The following is a 22,440-nucleotide window of genomic DNA, read 5'->3' as shown; positions in this document are numbered from 1 at the left end:
GAGGCAGTTTCCTATACTGAAGAGGACTTTGAAAGTAAGCGATGAAAGCGAGTAAACTCATGACAGCGCAACTTAATTATTCCTTAGCGGATCTGTTCCAGCAATTACAGCGATATCATCGCGCAGGGCAGGCAGTGGATCTAACGGTCAGCGCCGGCCCCAAGCGATTTATGCTTCTGGATGACGAACTGTGGACCAATGATGCGGCAACGGCCCGGGCCAATAAACGGATCCAGGCATTGGCGCCAGCGCCGATTACATTCAGTTTCACGGTTGATCACCCTACTTGGGCCCACCATTTTGTGACCTTGGTCAGTCGGCCCCAACAACCTTTAAATTTCACGATTAAAAGTCAGGCGTTTTTTGATCGTGACCAACTTACCGGTAGATATTCTGACCAGCATCCCAACCTTTTGACCTTAGTTGACCTATTAAGTAAAACTGATCTAGATTAGTAGGAGATTGCCTCTCGGTCATTGTACGGAAAACGTCTCAGTCCTTGGTCTGATTTACCTTTCCTTAAGGCTAACGTCAAACTTTCTTCACATTTTGCGGTTATATTGTACTCATAGCTTCGAAGGACTTACCCCTCCTTTGAAGCTAGCCCATAGTAATAACCCAACTTTTTCATTTCATTCTTACTCCTCCAAAGACAAGAATGAGCGTAGAGTTTCTCCTCTACAAACCCCATAGATAAGAAAACACACCAGTTGCCCGCTGGTGTGTTTTTGTGTGCGATTGATTTGATTTCTTTCAGAAAACGGCGTGAGTATCCCAACTATTTTTCTGAAAAGAACTGGTCTAGGAAAAGATTTAGAACTCCTGGTGTGAAATCAGCTTTCAACACCAAAAATCCTAGACCCAGGAAAACGAATTTCAATCAAGCCTGGACCGCCAGTTGCTCTGTTGTTCTTACTCGGCTTGCGCCTCCAGCGTAGTTGGTTGACCGGCGATCACGACTTCTAATGCCGCGCCGCTGAGAAGTTCCACTGTTGTTTTGTCCTTGGTCAGCTGGACTTGTAACTGGCGGCCGGCGATCTTCAAGCGGAAGGTCAGCCCGGACCATTTCTGCGGCAAATGGTTATTGACGTGAAGCAGGCCATCTTGTAGCGAAACGCCGGCAAAACCGTAGATCACGCTTAACCAGCTGCCGCCTAGATTGGCCATATGCAGGCCGTCCTTGGTGTTGCCCTGCAAGTCGGTCAGATCCAGTAGCGCTGAGTCCAAGAAGTATTGGTAAGCCGCGTCATCATAGCCTAACTGCGCCGCTAAAACGGCGAAGACGCTACGGGACAACGAGGAGTCATGGGTGGTGACTTTTTCATAATAGGCGTAGTCGCGAGCCTGTTGCGCCGGTGACTTCTCGCCAGGAAAGAGCAAGTTGGTCAGCAACATGTCCGGCTGCTTATTGACTTGGTAGCGGTAGATCGTTAACGGGTGATAATGCAGCAGCAAGGGGAAGTTGGCGGCGGGTGTACTTGCCAGTGGCCAAAGCGGCTTGTTCAAGAAGGTGTCATCCTGAGGCGTTAATTGTCGTTGCGGATCAAAGCCCAAATAAATGCCCGCCGCGATCTCCTGCAAGGCCGCCAAATCGGCCGCCGTCACTGGCAGTTGGGCGCAGGCTTGAAACTGAGGATAGTATTTGAGGAACAATTCCAGATTATGTTTCGCCATGCGGTTGGTGTAATAATTGTTGTCCACCAGCGCCGTGTATTCGTCAGGCCCGGTCACATCATGGAACATGAAGCACCGTTGGCCGTCGCGCTCACCCCAAGCCCCGAAGTTTTGCCAAAAGCGGGCCGTCTCCCAAAGGATCGGCAGGCCGTATTTAGCCATGAAGGGGTCGTCTAAGGTCGTTTCATAATAAAGTCCCACCGCATAAGCGATGTCCGCGTCCAAATGATATTGCGCCGTCCCCGCCGGGAAAAAAGCGCTGGCCTCTTGCCCATTGATCGACCGCCAAGGGAACAACGCCCCAGCTGACACGCCCAACTCCCGAGCACGTTGACGCGCTTGAGGCAGTTGTTGGTAGCGAAACTTCAGCAAGGCCCGGGCGATTTTCGGCTGGGTGTAGGTGAAGAAGGGCAGCATGTACATTTCCGTATCCCAGAAGAAATGGCCCTCGTAACCTGGTCCGGAAACGCCCTTCGCGGCAATACTGTACGCGCCAGTCCGATTCGCCGACTGACACAATTGATACAAATTGAAATGGAGGCCGCGATCCAATTGCTCATCGCCGCTGATCTTGACTTCACCCGCCGCCCAGAAATCATGCCAGTATGTCGCTGTTCGTTGCCGTAACGCTGTGACTGTCGCAGCCGTCGCGGGTTGTAAATCTCGATGGGGAGCGAAATCAAGCTGCGCCAAATAAGTCAGCTCAAACTGCGCGCCAGGCGATAATTGCACCACCCGCCGCAAATCGGTCCCGATCCCCGCCATTTGCACCTGCGCCGTTAACTGACTGGTTTGCGTCGTGATAGTCTGAGTGAGCGTCTGCGCGGTTGACGCCAAGGTCGCGCTGGTCAATTTGCTGCCCCGATCGACCACCCGCGGATCGTCCGGATCCACGGCGGCCGCCGCTGTCGCGGCCAAGGCCAACCCTGGTTTGGTCAACGTCAGCGCGCCTTGGTAAGTCAACGATTTCACCTGATAGTCCAACAAATAAGCGGACAGATCAGCATCCGCCTCACCAATTAGAGAGCGCACCGTTAACGTCAACGCCGCCGGTTCAGCCGCCGCGAAGCTCACGCCATAAACCGCCGTCAAAATCCCGGTGGCCATATCTAACGCAACACTCTGCGCGCCTAAACTGACCGCCGGACGCCCCGCCTGATCTTCAAGTTGCAATTGCCGCAATGAGGGTAACGCGATGATCGTTTGATGATTTTTGGCGTAGCCGTAAGCCGTCTCGCCATAGGTGATTGGCGCCTGCTCGTAGAAACCATTGATGATCGTGCCCGCGCTGGCCACCAACGGATCCGTCGCCTGCACGCCAAAACTCCCATTCCCCTGTGAGAAAATCGTCGCCACATTCGCCGCCGACTGATTCTTCAGATCCTGCAATTTCAATACAAATGGATTTGCCACTTGCTCGCCCTCCCTAAATTCTTGATCACGCCGCGCGCATTCAAATGAGTCGGATTCGTGCGGCGATCAATGCTCTTTCAGCATAGCATTTAGGCCCCCGCCTGGCAATTATTGACACCGCTTTCATAAGTCCGCGATCAGCCTATTCCTATCGCGCGTCGATGTGCCCCCTACTCGTTGATCCCACGCCGTTTGATCACCAAGGGCTGGTCGGTGGGCACGGGATAATTTTGTTCGTTGGCGCAGATGGAAACGTTAGCTGTCGCGGTGACGTTGAGCACCGTGACTTGGTTGGCGTCTTCAACGAAATGCAGTTTTTGGCTATGCCACCAGAGGTAGAAATCCAACCGTTGCCAGGCGGCCGGTAAATTCGGCGCGACCCGCAGCTTGCCATTAAGATAGCGCACGCCGCCGAAGCCGAAAATCGTCATCAACCAGATCCCGGCGAGAGAAGCGGCATGAACGCCGGCATCACTGCTTTTCATATTGGGACCTAGATCGATATCGCGCGCTTGTTGGTAATACCAATAGGCTTTATCGTCCAACCCCAGATCGGCGGCGAAATTCGTGTAGGTGCACCGGGACAGCGAGGAATCATGGGTGGTGCGCGGCTCATAATAATCCCAATTCTTCTGTTTGACCGACTTGGCGAATTTATCCTCAAACATGTACAGCAGCAAGATCACATCGGCCTGCTTGGTCACCTGCAATTCATTGATCTGGTCCAAACTGAAATGATCAAACAATTCGTCCACCGTGCCCAAAGTCAAATATTTACTCAGGTCGATATTTTGCTTGCTTAAATAAGCGTCATCTTGCGGAATGATCTCGTCTTGATTAGGCTCCGGCACGTACAACAAGGGCAACTTGGTCCCTAAGTCCTCATGCAACTTATGCAAATTCATTTGCTGATCCAAGCGAGCGTACAAGACCGGATCCGTTTGCGGCAATTTCTTGACCAACTCCAAGGCCAACGACATATTCCAGTGCGCCATGTAATTGGTAAAGGCATTATTGTTGGCGTGCTCCTTGTACTCATCAGGCCCAATCACATCGCGGATCTCATAACGCTGCTTGGCCCCCTGCCAATCCAGCCGACTGGCCCAAAACCGCCCCGTATCCAAAATGATCTCCGTCCCCATCTCGCGGGCGAATTGTTGATCTTGGGTCGCTTCGATATATTCATTCACGCCAAAAGCCACGTCCGCGGTAATGTGTTGTTCAATGAAACCTGACCAAATCTTCGTCGCCTTGCCAGTGACAATGTCGGTGGCGCCCCAAACCGACGCGGTTTCACCCTCCGTGATCCAGGCAGATTCCCAAGGATACTGGGCGCCCGTGTAACCATCCGCCGCCGCTTTTTGTCGGGCGCCAGGCAAGGTCAAGTACCGATAAGTGACCAAACTACGGGCCACAGCCGGCGCCGTGAAAATAAAATAGGGCAGCATAAATAAATCAGTATCCCAAAAAGTATGACCTTTATAGCCTTCGCCAGACAAGCCTTTCGCGCCGATATTCATTCGCGGGTCGTGGGCCGGCGTCATGATCTGCAAGTGATAGCGCGCGAAATTCAGCGCTAACTGATCCCGGAAATCCGTGGACGTGATCACCAGCGGCAATGGCCCCCAAACTTGATCCAGCCAAGCCTGGGCCGACGCGTGAACAAGTTGGTCATAGGTTTGGTCCCGTAACGCCTTGGCCTGATCCAGCCCCCGCTGCTGCAAACTTTGACGATCGTGATAAACGCAATCATTGTCCCGCGACGTGTAGATCGTCGAAATGTTTTCAAAATTCAAAGTCTGCTTAGCCGCCAAGGTCAAATGGTAGGTGGAGACCAGTTTCCGCCGGAGCATCGCCGTTTTGGCATCGATCATCTGCGAGTCTTCGCCGTCGAAGCGATGACTGGAGGTGATCACGAAATTGATCTGCGAGGTGTTGGTCTGGGTCAGCAATTGCAATGTGTGCTCCGGATAAAGCCGCTTGATATCGTCATTGAAATGCTGCGTCCCCCGATTGGTCACCTGCCCATCGATCCCCACCGTCATTTTCAGTTGCGCCGCCGCTGTTAAAGGCGTGATCTGAACTTTTTCGCCCAAAAGATGCCGATTCGCCAAAGAAACGAAGCGGGAAAAGCGGAACTGATAAGCCGCGCCGCCGATCGTCCACACGAATTCCCGGGTCAGCTCTCCTGTCTTCAAGTTCAGCGTCCGCAAATAGGCGGTCACGGTGCCGCTAGTCAGGTCCAGCAATTGTCCATTCAAGAGGATCTTCAATTGGAAAATATCGGCCAGATTGGGCAACTCACTGGCCTCACTGCCGAACTTATCAAAGCTACCTGCAATAAATGTGTCGCGCTGCTCACCCAAATAGGATTCTTCCGTGGCCGCGCGGGTCCCCAAGTAGCCATTGCCCAGCGCAAAAATCGATTCATATTTATTTAGATTACGGGGATCAAAACAAGCCTCTGACAGTCGCCAAGGATCATCGGGATAATATTTGATCGTGCTATGCATTGTGCTCGCCTCGTTTGTTTTGAAACGTGTTCACCGGCGTCAGCTGCGTTATAACGCTACATCCAGCCATAACGCCAGCATCCGCTCTTTTGCTTCATCATACGGCGCAGATCAGCCGAGCGCCAAACAAAGCGGTTCCAAAACCAGACAAGTTTTTTTAACCGACAGCTAGTCTGATTGCTGATCAAAGCCAACCACAGGGGCCCAGCGTGAAAAAAAGAGACCTGCCCTGATACTCAGCAAGTCTCGTAAAAAAATCAGTCGTGCACAGCACGTTGCAAAAAGCATTTTGAATTAGCCCCTGGCGTTAGTGGGGTTGCCCACCGCACCGCTGACCAAACCGCTGTCACCACGCCTATTTTACCAACAAATAAGCCTTGGCTTCATACGGACGTAACGTCTGCCCTTGATCGTCCGGATAATTCTTGATCAAGCAAACATTCGCTTCATTCTTCAAATCAGGCAAGTCAACCTGAACCGTGTCGGCGCTAAAGTTCGTCACAACCAACAGGGACTGCTTGCTATCGTGACGGTGATAAGCCCAGATCCGCTCATCATCAGGCAACAATAATTGATAGTTCCCATAAACGATCACCGGGAACTGATGGCGCAACCCATTGATCCGTTGGTAGAAATAATAGATCGAGTTGGGGTCAGCTAACGCCTTCTCCGCGTTGATTTCGGTATAGTTGGAATTGACCGCGATCCAGGGATCGACACCTTCGCCGGTAAACCCAGCGTTCAGCGAGCCATCCCACTGCATTGGTGTCCGCGCGTTATCCCGCGACATTTTGTGCGCGGCCGCGATAAACTCCTGATTGGTCAATTCATGCCGTTGCTCAACCAAATCGCGATAAGCGTTGACCACTTCGATATCCCGATAATCCGAGATCGAATTAAAATCATAATCGTTGGTCATACCCAGTTCTTCGCCTTGATAAATATACGGTGTTCCTTGGAGAAAATGTAGCGCGATCGCCAACATCTTCGCGGATAACACCCGATATTCTGGCGTGGAATCATCGCCGAAGCGGGAAACCACCCGGGGCTGGTCGTGGTTATTCCAATAAAGTGAATTCCAAGCCTTATTGTTCAACTCCATCTGCCACTTACTCATGATCCGTTTCAATTCAGGCAAACTGAACTTCCGTGGCTTCCACTTACCGAATTTCGGATCTTGATCCACACCCATGTGCTCGAATTGGAAAACCATTTCCAGCTCATGCCGATCAAAGCCAGCGTAATTGATCGCGTCATATGGCTTCACATCAGGCGTTTCGCCAACAGTAATGATGTCATACTTCGACAATACCTTCTTGTTCATTTCCAGTAAGTAGTCGTGGACATAAGGACCATTGGCCACTGGCGGCAAATAGCCGGTGCTGTCTGGCAAGAAGCTATCCGGCTTCGAAATCAAATTGATCACGTCCATCCGGAAGCCATCAATGCCCTTATTCAACCACCACGCCATCATCGTGAAAATCGATTGGCGCACATCCGGATTCTTCCAATTCAAATCCGGTTGCTTCTTGGAGAACAAATGTAAATAATACTGACCACTAGCCTCATCAAATTGCCACGCCGACCCGCTGAATGACGATTGCCAATCATTAGGCTCATGCCCATCAACAGGATCATGCCAAATATAATAGTCACGATACTTATTGTCGCGGCCTTTTTTACTCTCGACGAACCAGCGATGCTCATCAGAAGTATGATTGACCACCAAGTCCATCATGATCTTCAAACCGCGGTGATGCGCCTTTTTCAACAATTCTTCAAAGTCAGCCATCGTGCCGAAATCCTGCATGATCGCTTGATAATCCGCAATATCATAACCATTATCGTCGTTGGGAGATTTGTAAATTGGGTTGAGCCAAATCACGTCGACCCCAAGCGTCTTGATGTAATCCAAATGTTGAATGATGCCTTGCAAGTCACCAATGCCATCGCGGTTCGTATCCTGAAAACTGCGGGGATAAACCTGATATACGACAGCTTCTTGCCACCAATGCTTTTGCATACAAAAACCTCCATGTCGAATTCTTAACTGTTCATTATCTTAAGATTAGTTGAATTGGTACGGCTTTGCAAGCCAAAACTGCCCCTTTCAACAAGAAATTCACGGGCAAGATTTCTAGCCGCCACTACAGGACGCTGGTACCGCGTTGTCCAGCACAACGCCGTTATAACGCCGGATCCAAGTGAACCCCCTGACGTTTTGGCGATCAACCTGTTAAACTAGACAGTGACCACCAACAGAAAGGACGCTAAAATATGGAAACACTCACTTTTGACCAAACCGACCAAGGCTTACAAAATCGCCAAACCGAAACTTGGACCTTCAAACGTGGAATCGGCTACGCGCCAGTCCAAGCGCTGGTTTCCGCCGCAGCCGTCTGCGAAAGCTATGTTTATCAAGAAATCCTCACCAACTCCAAGATCCCTTACACTTTTCAGAAGACCACCGTCAGCTATGACCGCGATCCCGATGGTAACGTCAACCCAGTGCAGGCGATGACCATCACCTTTTACGTCACGATCCCAGAAGCCAAGCAAGGCCTCGCCCAACGTGCGCTCCGCCTCGTTGCCGCCAACTGCCCCGTGACCCAATCCTTGGATCCAAAAATCAAAATCACCGAACAGCTGGTCCTCGTCTGAGACCCAAGAATCAGTCAGTATCCGCGATTCAATCCAAAAACCCTACTAACACCATCCTGACCGCCCAATGCGTCAGAAATGTTGTTAGTAGGGTTTTTATTTGACCGCTAGCGATCAGATGTTTTCCTAGCGAGCACGTATTTTCAGCGACAGTCGGGCGCCGATTACCTGTCTGCAAGTGCAACCCAGCCATTGCCGTGAGCGCTGAGTGCGTTGTAGTGGGTGCGTTGCGCTGGGTTCGTGCGCTGACTTCATTCGGTGAATTCGTTGCGGTGAGTTCGTTGCGGTTAGAGATCTTGGTCGAAAATCTGTAAGGACTCCCCGTCAAAGCGACTGATCCGATCGGCCGCGTCATCCTTCAACGTTAGTACGGCCACGTGGACTTGGCTGCCATGAAACCGCTGATAATCACGATCGTTTAGAATCAGCAACTGCTTGGTAAACATAGACGATTGGCCCAACACCACATAGCCCTGCGTCGCGGCCCGATAGACCACACCGCTTTGGTCCACAACTTTATTGGCCCCGCTATTCTTGGAATAGACTGCTGGTAAATCCTGCGGCACCTGGGTCAACGCCCGAAAACGATAATCATTTTTGCCTTTCTGCGTAACCTGTTTCAGACCTTTCCGCGCGACTAATTGCTGCGCTTGCCGCTTAGAAAGAACCAATGTGTCGGTGGATTTCTGATATTTACTGGTCAAAATCAACTGCGTCTCAATCTCCGCCTTCTGTTCGGCCAAAGTCGTGGTCAGCCGCGTCGCTTGCGGATCAACGATCACCAAGCCGTGAACAGGACGATGACCGAAGTGGGCGTACAAGAAGTAGCCACCAACGATCGCCGCCGTCAGCGTCACAATCAGGGTCAAAAGCTTTTTCATAATGGAAACCTCCGCTTAAACTTGATTATCTCCATTTAACCTGAAAAAGCCGTGACCAGCCATGGCTTGGCCTAACAGCAAACGAACAATTCTGTTAGATAGCGCCGAGACCGCGTTTAGCAGCCGTCAACACCAACGTTAGCAGACAGCCGTGGTGATCCTGCCACCTGTTGTGACTGATAGCAAGCTCATTCGCCGCTATAACGCCGTTACGCTCAGACCTTCCTACTTTAACTCGCCCAGTGCGGCTTGCTACCAAAGGTCCGGCATCGACTCAAAGCGACCAAATTCAACTCACTTCTAAAAGCGCGAAACGAATTTAAACGTATAAGTAGACCGAGAAGAACATCAGAATCGAGCCCAAGAGGACGAATAAATGCCAGATCACGTGAATGAACTTGATTCCCCGCATGCTGTAAAGCAACGCGCCGAAGGTATAAGCGATCCCGCCGCCAATCAAGAGCCATAATCCCTTCATCCCAATTGCCGCCGCCAAAGGTTTGGCCGAAATGATCACCAGCCACCCCATCACAACATAAAGCAGCGTTTCAAAAATCGGATGTTTGCCCACCACAAATATTTTGTACAGAATTCCTAGCAGCGCCAGACCCCAGATACCGCCAAACATCGCCCAACCTTGCCAGCCACCAATGGCCACCAAAGTATAGGGTGTGTACGTGCCGGCGATCAGGATAAAGATCGAACTATGGTCAAAAATCTGGAAAACGTGCCGGGCCCGCGTGAAAATCAGACTGTGGTAAAGCGTTGAGCACAGGTACAACACCACCAAGGAAACCCCGTAGATCGTGAACGTTACGATCCGCATCGTATCCTGCGTGCCGCTCGCCTTGAGCACCAAGAGGACCAGCGCCGTGATTGCCAGCCCCACCCCAATGCCATGGGTGATTGCCGAAAAAACCTCGTTGAGAATCTGGTAACGCTTAGTAGGATGTTGCGGTGCGACAAATAATTTTTTTGCTGTTGTCATATCAGCTAACCTCATTTCTAAAACCCGATGTCATGTTTATCGTTATCTTCACCCCATTATAGCACAACATCTGGTTTTTAAAACCAGATGACAGAAAAAGAGTCAAATCGTTTAAGCGACGATTCGACTCTTCGATCTGGCTCATTCAATCTGACTCATTCAATCTAACACTTCACTCTGACGTTTCAAATTAGCTAATTCAAAAGAACTGATTCATGATTCTTAGTTGTCCCAAGGACTGGTCACCTTACTTGCCGACCGTTGCGTATTTATAATTCCATTGCGTGCCTGCGGTGTTATGAATGATACCCTTGACCGTTGATTTCTGCAAATAGGAATAAACACTTTGGTATAACGGTGTAACGCCTTGCTCTTTCATCAGCATTTGACTAGCCGCAACCAAATCGGACCAGCGCTTCTCGGCGTTGCCAGCGTCAGCGTTGGAGGCTTGGGCGATCAACGCGTCATATTGCGCGTTACTGTATTTACCATAGTTATAAGGCGTGCCGGTTTCCGGAATCTGCAAGAATGAAATCGGATCATTAAAGTCTGCGCCCCACCCAGTCAAGGCAATATCAAAGTTGCCCGCTTGCCGTTCACTCGACGCTACACTGGAAGGCACGGCCCGAATCTTGATCGTCATACCTGTCAGTTCTTTTTCCAACTGACCCTTTAAATATTGGATGACAATGTTCGTTGACGGGTCGTCACCGTTATCATTGCCCGCCAATAATGTTAAGGTGATCTTCTTGACTCCAGTAGCTTTCTGAGCCGCAGCCCAATGTTTTTTCGCCGCGCTCAAGTCATAGGTCATGGTACCTTTGGTCTTCTGATCCTGGGAGAAATCAACGCCATCACTGGGGCTCTTTGCCAGATCAGTGGAGACAAAACCGGTTGGGACTAAGGAGCCGTTCCCCAAGACCTTCTTAGTCAACTGCTTCCGATTGATCGCCAAGGAAATCGCCAAGCGTGCGTCCCGATTATTCAAGATCTTTTTCTTGTCAGCGTCGGGGCTAGCGTAGTTATAACTTAAGTAACTGACATAGGAATATGGATATTGGGTATATTCTGGATCATTCTCATAGGTCGGAACTTGTTCGTTGGACAGTTTACTTAAGTCTAGTTTCTCGCTTTGGTATAAGTCCAAACTGGTCTGCGCGTTCGTCACAACGGCGTAAGTGATCTTATCCAGCTTGACCTTGTCCGCGTCCCAATACTGATTGTTGCGCACGAACTGCCAGCTATTGTTGGTCCCCTTCCAGCCAGTCATTTTGAAGGGGCCGCTATAAACCATGTACTTAGAATTCGTCCCGTATTTCTTGCCATACTTCTTGACGATTTTCTCGCTTTGCGGTCCAAACAACGGATAGGCCATCAAGACCTTGAAATAAGGAATGGCCTTCTCCAATTGAACAACCACCGTCTGATCATTTGGCGCGGAGATGCCTAAGGTCTGCGGCTCCTGCTTGCCTTCGTTAATGGCATTGGCGTTCTTGATGCCATCAAACAGATAAGCGTATTGGGATTTCGTCGCTGGGGTAACTGTGCGCCGCCATGAATAGACAAAGTCCTGGGCGGTAATTGGATCGCCGTTACTCCATTTCGCCTGACGTAAAGTGAAAGTATATTGTAACCCATCAGCGCTGACCTTAACCGATTTAGCCAAGCCAGGCGCCACTTTTCCATTCTCACCTAAGCGATAGAAGCTTTCGAAAATATTCCCCGTTTGGCCATAACCACTGGAAGCCGAGATATCAATAGTATTCATCTGCGCCGCGACCGGCAACCGCAAGACTTGACCCGCATTCTGCTTGGTTGTGGTCGTTGCTTGCTTTTGCCCACAAGCCGCCAGCAACAAAAGCCCGCCTAGAACCACTACACTACCAACTGTTTTAATAAATTTTCGCCCGTTCATCTTTACACCTCATTATTTATTACTAGCATCAGACTAGCACCTACCTAAATCCTTCTCAGTTACATCCACACATCCGATTCACCGATTGGCAATACGGTGATGACCCACCCACCGCCAGAAAATCGCATAAAAAAACTGCGCACAAATCAATTCTGTGCACAGTTACGCCTAACCAAAATTTTAAAGTTCAGCAACATCGCTGAACTGAATTCTGACGGTCCCAACTATGCAGAGAGTTTGTGCCACAACAGCATTGGCAACATCCACTTAATTTATTGGTAAACTTTGACATTGTTAGGACCTCCCGTTTCTTAATTGACTTCATGATACTTGTTAATAGTAAGCCTGTCAACCATTAACCATTCGAGCGAGGATTATTTCCCGGGAAATAATTTGATTTCCCATTTCCGTCAATATTTTCCGGACAGGCGACAATTTTGTGTCAGCTGACTTGGTACTACTGATCTTCCTCAGAAACAACGATTCTTGTCCGCATCATGACAGGGGACTGATTGTGTCGCACCCGGGCAAACGGAAGACCGGTAATTTTTAATCTCCACCAGGTTACCAAAATTATTTCCCGGGAAATAATCGGCCGTGGCCAGCGAAGCGATCGCGGCAAACGGTGAACGTTAACTACAAGGTGACCACGTGTGGACCGGCGCTGGCCGCACCGGCCTCCAACAGGGCCATCACCGTCAGCAATTCTTGATCACTGACCAACTTCGGCGCGCCGGTAGTGATTGAGGCCAGCATCGCATCGTAAACCCGACCGTAGTCACCAGTCGGGGTCGCCAGCGACTTATCGATCCAATCCCCATTACTATTTTGATAATGCAGACGTCCATAGGCGCTGGGATCGTCTTGGCCGAATCCGGCAGTACCTGGCATGATCTGGGCCTTCAGATCGTTTTCTTGTTGATCAATGCCGTACTTCAAGAAACTACCTTGGGTGCCGTGCAGGAGAAACTTAGGGTATGGTGTCGCCACCAAATTGCTGGACTTGACTTTGGCCTTAAAGCCTTCGTAAAACAGGTCGACTTCATAATAGTCATCCAGATCACCTTGATTTTGTTGGGGCCGAATGTCGAAATAGGCCTGTTTCGGGGTGCCGAACAGCGCCACCATTTGGTCCAAAGTATGCACGCCAAGGCCATAGAATTGACCATTGATCATGGCGCCGTTGACTTGCGTTGCTTGCAGACGATAGTGATCCATATGCGACTCAACCTCTAACGGCCGTCCCAAATAGCCGACCTGCAAAACGCGCTGCAGCACCAAGAAGTCACTGTCGAAACGACGATTTTGGAAAGGCATCGCGACTAACCCTTTGCGCCGGGCCAAGGCCAGAAGTTCAGCCGCCTCGGCTTTCGTTTGACAAAATGGTTTCTCTACCAGGACGTTTTTGCCGTGATTCAGCGCTTCTTTAGCCAACTGATAATGAGTGGCGGCAGGGGTGGTCAGCGTGATCAACTGAATTTCCGGATCGGTCAAGACTTGTTGGAAGTCCTTGGTCAAGGTCACCCCTTGTTCCCGCCAAGCTTGTTGCGCCTCGGGATAGTGGCGAAAGCCGTGATCATAGATTGTTTTGACCTTGATTTCAGGACGGAGCGCTAAATATGGCAAGTGATACCGATTCGCGCTCTTTCCGAAACCAGCTATTGCCATCGTTAACTTCATTTCAATCACCTCAGGATTTATTGTCGGTCCGTTATTGCTACCTTCATTGTACGTTTTCTCCGACCATAAAAACAGTGACAGCCATCATTCATTTGGCAAGCCCGTAACCAACAGCGCGGATCCGCTTTCACAAAAAATCAAAAGGTCGCTTGCAATTTTGCTGGAGTGCCTTAGAATTAAGAGAGAAAGATTATTTGGAGGAATTGTGATGACGTTTTCCGCACAAACGCGACAAGACAATTTGAAGAGACTTGCCAACGAGACGTTTGACCTTGTCATCATTGGCGGTGGTATCACCGGCGCTGGCGTCGCCTTGCAGGCCGCGGCCTCAGGGTTAAAGACGGCCTTGTTGGAGATGCAAGATTTCGCCGAGGGCACCTCATCACGCTCGACCAAGATGGTCCACGGCGGCATTCGCTACCTCAAGAACTTCGATGTGGGCGTGGTCGCGGACACGGTCCAGGAACGGGCCAAGGTCCAACAGATCGCGCCGCACATTCCGCAACCGATCCGGATGTTACTACCTATATATAACGAACCCGACGCCACCTACGATATGTTCGCGGTTAAAGTCGCCATGAAACTATACGATCAGTTGGCTATGATTCACGATCCCCGTCTGACCAGCTTCACCTTGACCCGGGACGAAGTGATCACCCAAGTGCCTGAGTTGAATCCCGAGAACTTGCTAGGCGCAGGTTCCTACCTCGACTTTACCAATAATGACGCGCGGTTGGTCATTGAGAACATCAAGAAAGCCGCGGCTTTTGGCGGGGTAATGGTCAGCCGCACCAAAGTCACCAATTTCCTTCACGATGAACAGGGGCATGTGTGTGGCGTGACCGCTGACGATTTGCTCAGCGACAACAGTTTTGCCGTTCATAGCCGCTTGGTGCTCAACGCGGCGGGGCCTTGGGTCGACCAAATCGATCAGTTGGACGAGCAAGTTCCCTATTTGAAACAATTGCGGCCGACCAAGGGGATCCACGTTGTTGTGGACTGGCACCGCCTGCCTGTACCCCAACCGCTCTACTTCGATAGCCGCCATCATGATGAACGGATGATTTTCGTGATTCCCCGCGCTGGGAAGACTTACTTCGGCACTACCGACACCGACTATCGCGGCGACTTGCGCCATCCCCAGATCACCCAAGACGACCTGGATTATCTGTTAACGATCGTCAATCAACGCTTCCCCGAGGCCAAAATCACCCTGGCGGACATCGAAGCAAGCTGGGCAGGCATTCGTCCGCTGATCGCCTCCAATGGTAGTTCCGATTATAACGGCGGCGGCGGTAGCCATATTACCGACCAAAGCGTGGATGAAGTGATTGGTAGCGTTAATAACTATAATCAAGGTCGCGCCACTCGCGACGACATTGCCGACGCGGTGATGGCCAGTGAGCAGACCCTTTCCGAGAAAATTCTAAAGCCTTCGCAGATCTCCCGCGGCAGTTCGCTGCACATGGCCGACGATGGACTGATCATTCTTTCCGGTGGCAAAATCACCGACTATCGCCGCATGGCCGCAGGCGCGCTGGAAATGATCCTTCGGGAAATGAAGACGCGCTTCCATCAACAATTTCAACCGATCGACTCAACCAAGCTACGGGTCTCCGGTGGCGATATTAACCCAAGCAACGTTCAGCCTGAGCTCCAACTCATCAGCGATCAAGGTGAAGCTCTGGGTCTAGCCGCTGAAGACGCCCGTAAAATCGCCCACCTTTTCGGCTCTAACGCCTTGCAGATCTTCACGATGATCCACACCACCCAACCCGCCGCAGGTCTGAGCTTGGCCGAAACCTTAATGCTGAACTATTGCCTCCGCGAAGAAATGGTCTTGACCCCGGTGGACTACCTATTGCGCCGGACCAACCATATCCTGTTCGAGGCGGATTCATTGGCCCCGCTGAAACAGCCCATTATCGATGAAATGGCGCGCCAACTCAATTGGAATCCTCATCAAACTCAGCGCATGACCCAACAACTCGATCAAGTCCTTCGCGAAAGCAACCTGACCTACCTTAAGGCCGGTCAGAGCCACGCCACCCTGGGCTAAGCCGCACATCGCAACTAAGAAAAGCGAAGCCAACAGTGAAATGATGCCATCATTACACTGAGACCATTACGAAAACGAGCCCTTCACTAAAACGAAACCATCACTAAAACGTCCCCCTTTGCGGACCGCCAGAAGCGCGGTTCGACCAAAGGGGGACGTTTTTGCTGACCCCGCCGCTTTCCTTGGCCAGCCCGTCACTTTTTCCAAAAATAATTCAATTTTTTTATTAGTGGAAAATGAGCCTTTGTACTCAAATCTCATTATTTATCCACCAATAAAGCCGCTATTAATTGCCAACTGTGGCCTCGGACTCTCCGCCGCATTTTGGACGTTATCTCATTTATATCTCATGCAAGGCCGTTAAAAAGGCGTTATAGTAAGCCTATTAGTTCTCATTTTATCAAGGGGGTTCATCATGGCCGATGAAAAAAATTCCAAACAACTGTTTTGGTACAACATTGCACTACTTGGGTTCGTCAGCGTTTGGGGCCTAGGCAACGTCGTTAATAACTTCGCCCAACAAGGCTTGGTCGTCGTCGTCTCCTGGGTCTTGATCATGACGTTTTACTTCGTCCCTTACACCCTAATGGTCGGGCAAATGGGCGCAACATTCAAAGATGCCGAGGGCGGCGTGTCTAGTTGGATCAAGGAAGTTTCCACTCGGCGGCTCGCTTACTTTGCCGCCTGGACATATTGGGTCGTGCATATTCCTTACCTGGCGCAGAAACCGCAGGCAATCATGATTGCCGGGAGCTGGCTATTCCAAAGTAATGGTAACTTTGTCAAAACCATGCCGTCAATCGTGGTCCAATCACTCTGTCTCGTGCTATTCTTACTGTTCTTATACTTGGCTTCTCGTGGGATCACCACGTTGAACCGAATCGGAACGATTGCCGGGATGTCAATGTTTATCATGTCGATCCTGTTCATCATTTTAGGCTTGGCCGCACCGGCGATGACCGGGTCCGGGATCGCGACTCAGAATATGAATCATTTGAGCAGCTACATGCCTAAGTTCAACTTCAAATATTTCACAACGATTTCCATGTTGGTTTTCGCCGTGGGTGGTTCCGAGAAGATCTCACCGTACGTGAATTCCACCAAGAATCCTGCCAAGAACTTCCCCAAGGGGATGATCGTTTTAGCAATTATGGTGGCCGTCTCCGCCATCATGGGTTCCTTCGCCATGGGAATGATCTTCGACGCCAACAACTTGCCTGATGATTTGATGGCAAATGGTGCTTACCTAGCTTTCCAGCGCTTGGGTCATTATTTCCACGTGGGCAATTTGTTGCTCTGGATCTACGCCATCGCCAACGCCATGGCATCGATCGCCGCATTGGCTGTTTCCATTGACGCGCCGCTGCGGATCTTGCTTGATGATGCGGATCCCGACTATATTCCCGCTGGCTTGCGGAAGCGGAACAAGAAGGGCACGCCCGTCAACGGCTACCGTCTCACCGGCTTGCTGGTCAGCTTGATCATCATCATCCCGGCCTTAGGTATTGGCGGGACCAACAGTCTCTACAATTGGCTGCTGAACTTAAACTCCGTCGTAATGCCGTTACGTTATCTCTGGGTGTTCCTCGCCTTCATGTTGCTCAACCGCCACTTGGATAAATTCCATTCTGACTACATGTTTGTTAAGAACAGCAAGGTCGGGTTCGGCTTCGGTCTCTGGTGCTTCCTCTTCACCGCGTTCGCCTGCATCCTCGGCATGGTACCAAAAATCGAATACGCCAGCAATCCAAGCGCTTGGTGGTTCCAATTGATTCTTAACGTGTTGATGCCGGCAATTCTGATTGGGATCGGCTTTATCTTACCCGCCATTGCCCGCCGTCATTCTACGAAAGAGCTCCAATAAATTCACCCGTTCTACATTCTATCGGGATCAAAAAAAAGCCGCTGAACCAGCGGCTTTTTTAGTGCGATAAATTTCAATTTGATGCTAACGTGCTTGGCTCAAGAACAAGCTGGCGCCGAGCAAATCGCGCGCGTCCAATGGGATCAACGCTTGATCGAGTAGCGGCACTTAGCAAGTACTGATGGGATCGCGCCTAGAACTTGCTGATGACCTCAGCGTTCAGTTGGCAAATGATTTTCTCAGCCAATTGCAGCGCATCCGCATAATCCTGATAGGCAATGAAGCAGTAAGGTGTGTGGGCATAGCGGACCGGCACGCTGATGACGATAGTTGGCGCGCCATTGTAGCGATTGATGATGGCGCCGTCTTGGCCGCCGCCGGTTCTAACCGAACGTTGCGTGTGGATCCCATTCTCCTTGGCGATATCCAAAGCATACCGTTGGAAATGGGGATTGGTGACAATGGTTGAATCGAAGTCGCGCAACATTGGTCCCCGACCCAGGCCAGCTTGGATCAAGTAATCTGGCATAACGGTATCATCTGCTGGCGCGCCTTCAAAAACAATTGCCAAATCTGGTTTGATTTTCCGGACAACGACTTCAGCACCACGATCGCCAACTTCTTCTTGCGACGAAAGGCCGGCAATCAAATCAATATCCAAGCTTGTTTGCGCCAGATCCTTCAGCGTCGATGCCAACAACGCCGTGCCGATGCGATTATCGAACGCTTTGCCTAAGAAAAGGCCGGTGTGTTCATTGTATTCGCAGGTTACATCTGGAACGACTGGTGCGCCAATTTCAATCTGATAATCGTCGATGATTTCTTGGGCTGTCGTTGCGCCAACATCAATTTTCAGTTCATCCATCTTTGGTAGACGGGTTCGTTCTTCAGGCGTCATGAAATGAGGCGGCGTACTGCTGATAATGCCAGAAATCCATTCACCATTACGGTTGCGCACTTTCACCTTTTGGGCCGGAATAGTTACCAGCGCCCAGCCGCCGACCTGAACAAACATCAATTGGCCATTAGGTTTGATTGCCCGCACCATAAAGCCAACCTCATCAGAGTGAGCATCTAACTCAACAACTGGCCGTTGCCCGTTGTTATGGTGATGCTCAACGAAAACGTTGCGCATATGATCTTCGGTGATTTTTCCTGTGCCAGCGACCTCTTCACGGAAAAGGCGGGTCACATCATCCTCAAAGGCAGAAATGCCATAGACATTGGATAGCTTTTGAATCAATTCAACTGCGTTTTTCTTTTCCATTCTTTTCATCCTCTCAAATGTTTCATGTGGAACAACCAGTTCAATGGGCTGTTTCCGAATACCTTACTATTATATGCTAAATCTAATGACTTGTCTTTGGCAAATCCTTTTTACTTCTGGACAGAAATGTTTCACGTGAAACATTTATAAGCTAACAAACATTGATTTGTCGGCTTTTGGTTTTGAAGTGGCACCGATTTGGCACACTCCAGCGCTTTTTCATTCTGGTGGCACATCGAGTAGACCTTCAAGTCGCTTAGCCGCTTCGGCATCACTTTTAGGATAAAGGAGCCCATAAACATCAAGCGTCGTACGCACGTCTGCGTGTCCGAGCCGGTCACGGACAATTAGCGCGTTCTCACCCATACTAATGAGAAGCGACGCATGTGAGTGACGGAGGCCGTGAGCTGTGATGGTCGGCACTCCGGTTAGTTCACCGTAATCATGCACAATCGCGTTAATGTAGTTGTTATTCAAGGGTACACCATCGAGCGACAGCACGAATTTAGAATGTACCATCAATCGTTGATCCTCATACCATTCCTCAAGAAAGTCGGCAGTTTGCTGGTCAATACTGATAACACGCGTCCCGTCTTTGGTTTTCGTTTTATGAAACTCATAGTCATTAGCACTCTTGTAGATCAACGTCTTGTTGATATTGACGGTTTTCGCTTTGAGGTCAATATCGCGCCACGTCAACGCTTTAGCCTCCCCCGAACGCATACCAGTCATGAACATGAACCACAGGATAATGAAGTCCAATCGCTGTGTATACGTGGTCTTACTGGTCTTTTGAATCACCTTCTGGAATTCATCTTTCGTCCAGAACTCAATGTCTTTTTGCTTATACTTGACGTTACCAACGATTTTGGCAGAGTTGTTGTTCATTAAGCCGAGTGTGATGGCACGGCTAAGGATTGCCCCCAATAAGGTAAGGTGTGTGCCATGCGTGTATAGCCGTTGGAATGGTCTTCTAGAAATTCAAACTGCCAGTTCTGTACATCGAATGGCGTTATCTTGGCAATTTGCATGTTGTCGAAGTATGCAAGCGCCCGTCGAATGACGCCACAACGATGCCGAAAGGTCTGTTCGTTGACATTATTTTTATAGAATGGCAAGAAATAGGTTTTGGTAAATTCCTTAAACGTACTGGTTGGGTGGTAAGCCTCCTCGTCTGCTTTGGCGACTAACTTACGGTAATCCTCTTTAGCGGCGGTCTTGGCCTTGAAACCAGAACGCCTTTTTTGAATTCGTTTGCCGGTCATCGCATCAAATCCTAAACTGGCGCGATAGTAGTACGTGCCATCTTTTGCTTTTTTAATCAGTTCACTCTCTTTGGTCAAATTGTTCAGTCTCCTTTGCTCGGCCATCGAGCGTGCCTGTTTGTGCCGTAAATAATGGACATCCAAGAATTTGTTCAACCGCTGACGCTGGAACGCGGCGCCGCCCGCGAATCGCGTAGTAATTCAGTCCTTGTTTAACGAGATTGGCCTTAGCCATTCGTAGTAGCTGGGTGGCTTCGTATTCACCAAACCCATAAGATATCAGGTCTTGGCGACTGATGAATAGTGCCGATTGCGATGGTAAGACCATGTGATCACCTCCAATGTTGTTAGTCTTAGTTGTTCAGTTGCCAAAGAACAAACACTTTTGATGGCTGTTTGTAACATCTAACTTTACCGATAGTGTATAATCTTAGATGTTCGTTGTAAACACTAAAAGTCTTTACTACAAACATTAAATATGCTTAAATAATGTAAAGAGAGTTTCATTTTCCGCAAACACTTGGTTGTACACCCAAGGAGGACAAAATTATGCGCCCAAGCACATCACAGACACCTGCCGGAAAGAATCGTAAGCCGATCACAGATAAGAAGCTGGACCTTGCACCAAGCACAGGGACAATAATCGGACAAAACATTCGACGGCTACGCAAATCTAAAGGTATGACTCAACGTGAGCTCGCAGATAAGTTGAATACCATCGAACAGACTATTTCAAAAATGGAACGTGGTATCTTTAGCCCCTCAACAGAAAGCTTGATGCAGCTTTGTGCAATATTTAATGTGACGCCAAATGACCTGATGCTCGACATGTCAGTAGTCGAGAATATTCGGGCAAACGCCTTAGACGACCAGGATAATTCGCTGCAATCCTTAACGAAACAGATGCTTCCCGTTCAACAACTATTTGCGAAAGCTGATATAGCAAGAGATGCTCATGATGAAGGCGCAGAAGCAGAGGCACTTGACCAGATTATTAAGACTTACACGCCGCGCCTTTCCGATCGTTGGCGAGTTGCTGAATGGCTACATTCACAATATATTGCTTCGAGTTTGAAACTTATGGACAGCCAAGTGCGTGATTGCCTGATAAAACTAGAGTTGGAATAAATGAAGTTGAGGTATTTTGATGAAATTAACTGGATATGAAGATTTACGCGTTCAGAAGACCATCAACTCGATCTATGACGCATTTGAAACATTGATACTAGCGAACGATTACGAAAAAATTACCGTTACGGCTCTCGCCAAGTTGGCCCAAATCAATAAGAAGACCTTTTATCGGTATTATCCGACTATGGACGATCTCTTATCTGAAATGCAGTCTCGTTACTCACAAGGCTACTTACAAATCACGGCTCACTTTCAATACCCACGAGACATCGCCAAAAGCGTTCGCAGCTTCTTCGAATACTCTGCGGTCCAAGGCCCAGCCTATGACCGAATCACGATCAGTGGTGCTTATTCTGGAATCAGACAGCAGATGGTGGATCAGGTCATGAGTAAGACTTGGGGAGCCTCACCGGAATTCCAAAAGCTTGCGGATTGGCAAAAGCAAATGTTGTTAAGCTTTGTCCAAGACACTGGCCTACGTGTGTATCACCAGTGGATCGACAATAACCGTTCTGCACCATTAGAAGACGTCATCACACTTGCAACTGCATTGATGCAAGGTGGTGTCGAAAAGTTACTTTCAGCATTTGATCAATAGTTACAATCAGACAATCAGGAAACTGGTTGTCTTTTTTTGTGCCGCTTTTTTAAAAAGTGTGGCATAAGTCCCGAATTTGAAAACATTGCCCATCGAATGAGTTCATCGACGCTGGTATACTAGCAATATTGAAAGGCGGTGAAGTCATTATGGATAAGCAAACTAGACAGGAAACGATTGCCGTTTTTCACGAAATGACATCAGGCATGCTACGGCACGATGTGACATTGCTGAAACAAGTAATTGCGCCAGACGCAATTTTCGTCCATCTCAATGGCAAAGTACAATCTCGGGAGGTCTGGTTAGATCAGATGCGAATTGGTCGCATGCGCTATCTCGACAGTAACGAATTGACTTTAACAGTAACTGAAGACGGCACAGATGTTGTCATTGTCAGCCGGTCAGACTTGACCGCCCGCATTTATGGCTTTGAGAATTGCTGGCACATTGAGACAACGACTAGACTTGCTCAACGCAATAACGCATGGCAAATCACCCGCTCGCAAGCACAATTTTTTTAGAGGAGGCTTT

19 protein-coding genes are annotated in these 22,440 nt (G+C 49.5%); 7 read left to right on the top strand and 12 right to left on the bottom strand.

Features of this window, described 5'->3' with window-relative positions:
• Positions 1-41 precede the first annotated feature (41 nt).
• Positions 42-455 carry a hypothetical protein gene (locus EKM94_RS07025; protein WP_125599580.1) on the top strand — a complete coding sequence of 138 codons (414 nt, stop codon included), beginning with the start codon at positions 42-44 and terminating at the stop codon, positions 453-455.
• Positions 456-912: 457 nt separating this feature from the next.
• Here EKM94_RS07025 and EKM94_RS07020 read toward each other — a convergent pair whose 3' ends face one another.
• The 3 genes from EKM94_RS07020 to EKM94_RS07010 all read right to left on the bottom strand — a co-directional run bounded on the left by EKM94_RS07020 (position 913) and on the right by EKM94_RS07010 (position 7,623).
• The gene (locus EKM94_RS07020) at positions 913-3,087 is read right to left on the bottom strand and encodes a glycoside hydrolase family 65 protein (RefSeq protein ID WP_125599577.1); all 2,175 of its coding nucleotides are present in this window, start codon (positions 3,085-3,087) and stop codon (positions 913-915) included.
• Between the two features lie 170 nt (positions 3,088-3,257).
• On the bottom strand, positions 3,258-5,600 hold the full coding sequence (locus EKM94_RS07015) for a glycoside hydrolase family 65 protein (RefSeq protein ID WP_125599574.1): 2,343 nt from the start codon (positions 5,598-5,600) through the stop codon (positions 3,258-3,260).
• A 355-nt stretch (positions 5,601-5,955) separates the two neighbouring features.
• Entirely contained in the window at positions 5,956-7,623 is a 1,668-nt protein-coding gene (locus tag EKM94_RS07010) for a glycoside hydrolase family 13 protein (RefSeq protein WP_125599571.1), read from the bottom strand.
• 254 nt (positions 7,624-7,877) lie between these two features.
• Here EKM94_RS07010 and EKM94_RS07005 point away from each other — a divergent pair, with 254 nt between their 5' ends.
• Complete coding sequence (locus tag EKM94_RS07005; protein WP_125599568.1) at positions 7,878-8,261, top strand: OsmC family protein; 384 nt, start codon at positions 7,878-7,880, stop codon at positions 8,259-8,261.
• A 287-nt stretch (positions 8,262-8,548) separates the two neighbouring features.
• Here the strand turns inward: EKM94_RS07005 and EKM94_RS07000 are convergent, their stop codons facing one another.
• The 4 genes from EKM94_RS07000 to EKM94_RS06985 form a co-directional block, all read right to left on the bottom strand.
• Positions 8,549-9,142 (bottom strand): lipoprotein BA_5634 family protein, encoded by a 594-nt coding sequence (locus tag EKM94_RS07000; RefSeq protein ID WP_125599566.1) that lies wholly within the window; start codon positions 9,140-9,142, stop codon positions 8,549-8,551.
• Positions 9,143-9,461: 319 nt separating this feature from the next.
• Positions 9,462-10,130 carry a PAQR family membrane homeostasis protein TrhA gene (gene trhA / locus EKM94_RS06995; RefSeq protein WP_125599563.1) on the bottom strand — a complete coding sequence of 223 codons (669 nt, stop codon included), beginning with the start codon at positions 10,128-10,130 and terminating at the stop codon, positions 9,462-9,464.
• Positions 10,131-10,377: 247 nt separating this feature from the next.
• Complete coding sequence (locus EKM94_RS06990) at positions 10,378-12,045, bottom strand: peptide ABC transporter substrate-binding protein (RefSeq protein WP_125599560.1); 1,668 nt, start codon at positions 12,043-12,045, stop codon at positions 10,378-10,380.
• A 636-nt stretch (positions 12,046-12,681) separates the two neighbouring features.
• Entirely contained in the window at positions 12,682-13,725 is a 1,044-nt protein-coding gene (locus EKM94_RS06985; RefSeq protein WP_125599557.1) for an oxidoreductase, read from the bottom strand.
• A gap of 208 nt (positions 13,726-13,933) precedes the next feature.
• Here EKM94_RS06985 and glpO point away from each other — a divergent pair, with 208 nt between their 5' ends.
• Positions 13,934-15,784: a type 1 glycerol-3-phosphate oxidase gene (gene glpO / locus EKM94_RS06980; RefSeq protein WP_125599555.1), complete on the top strand. Its 1,851-nt coding sequence runs from the start codon at positions 13,934-13,936 to the stop codon at positions 15,782-15,784.
• Between the two features lie 66 nt (positions 15,785-15,850).
• Here the strand turns inward: glpO and EKM94_RS06975 are convergent, their stop codons facing one another.
• Entirely contained in the window at positions 15,851-16,045 is a 195-nt protein-coding gene (locus tag EKM94_RS06975) for a hypothetical protein (RefSeq protein WP_125599553.1), read from the bottom strand.
• Between the two features lie 154 nt (positions 16,046-16,199).
• Between EKM94_RS06975 and EKM94_RS06970 the strand changes: the two genes are divergently transcribed.
• A complete protein-coding gene (locus EKM94_RS06970; RefSeq protein WP_125599550.1) occupies positions 16,200-17,648 on the top strand; it encodes an APC family permease in 1,449 nt (482 codons plus the stop codon).
• Positions 17,649-17,841: 193 nt separating this feature from the next.
• Here the strand turns inward: EKM94_RS06970 and EKM94_RS06965 are convergent, their stop codons facing one another.
• From EKM94_RS06965 to EKM94_RS06950, 4 genes are all read right to left on the bottom strand, one after another.
• Positions 17,842-18,915, bottom strand: a complete 1,074-nt coding sequence (locus EKM94_RS06965) for a M42 family metallopeptidase (protein WP_125599547.1) — start codon at positions 18,913-18,915, stop codon at positions 17,842-17,844.
• Positions 18,916-19,134: 219 nt separating this feature from the next.
• Positions 19,135-19,803, bottom strand: coding sequence for a site-specific integrase (locus tag EKM94_RS06960; RefSeq protein ID WP_225422182.1), 669 nt, complete (start codon positions 19,801-19,803; stop codon positions 19,135-19,137).
• A complete protein-coding gene (locus tag EKM94_RS06955; protein WP_164511145.1) occupies positions 19,803-20,258 on the bottom strand; it encodes a tyrosine-type recombinase/integrase in 456 nt (151 codons plus the stop codon). Before EKM94_RS06955 ends, EKM94_RS06960 begins: the two co-directional genes overlap by 1 nt.
• Positions 20,242-20,508 (bottom strand): DUF3173 family protein, encoded by a 267-nt coding sequence (locus tag EKM94_RS06950; protein WP_125599538.1) that lies wholly within the window; start codon positions 20,506-20,508, stop codon positions 20,242-20,244. The genes EKM94_RS06955 and EKM94_RS06950 overlap by 17 nt, the downstream gene beginning before the upstream one ends.
• A gap of 221 nt (positions 20,509-20,729) precedes the next feature.
• Between EKM94_RS06950 and EKM94_RS06945 the strand changes: the two genes are divergently transcribed.
• From EKM94_RS06945 to EKM94_RS06935, 3 genes are all read left to right on the top strand, one after another.
• Positions 20,730-21,308, top strand: a complete 579-nt coding sequence (locus EKM94_RS06945; protein WP_125599535.1) for a helix-turn-helix domain-containing protein — start codon at positions 20,730-20,732, stop codon at positions 21,306-21,308.
• A gap of 19 nt (positions 21,309-21,327) precedes the next feature.
• Positions 21,328-21,909 (top strand): TetR/AcrR family transcriptional regulator, encoded by a 582-nt coding sequence (locus EKM94_RS06940; protein WP_125599532.1) that lies wholly within the window; start codon positions 21,328-21,330, stop codon positions 21,907-21,909.
• A gap of 149 nt (positions 21,910-22,058) precedes the next feature.
• Complete coding sequence (locus EKM94_RS06935) at positions 22,059-22,430, top strand: nuclear transport factor 2 family protein (protein ID WP_125599529.1); 372 nt, start codon at positions 22,059-22,061, stop codon at positions 22,428-22,430.
• The last annotated feature ends 10 nt before the right edge of the window (positions 22,431-22,440 follow it).

This window comes from Lapidilactobacillus achengensis, assembly GCF_003946655.1.
GTDB lineage: Bacteria > Bacillota > Bacilli > Lactobacillales > Lactobacillaceae > Lapidilactobacillus > Lapidilactobacillus achengensis.
This window is presented reverse-complemented; position numbering and strand designations above follow the sequence as displayed.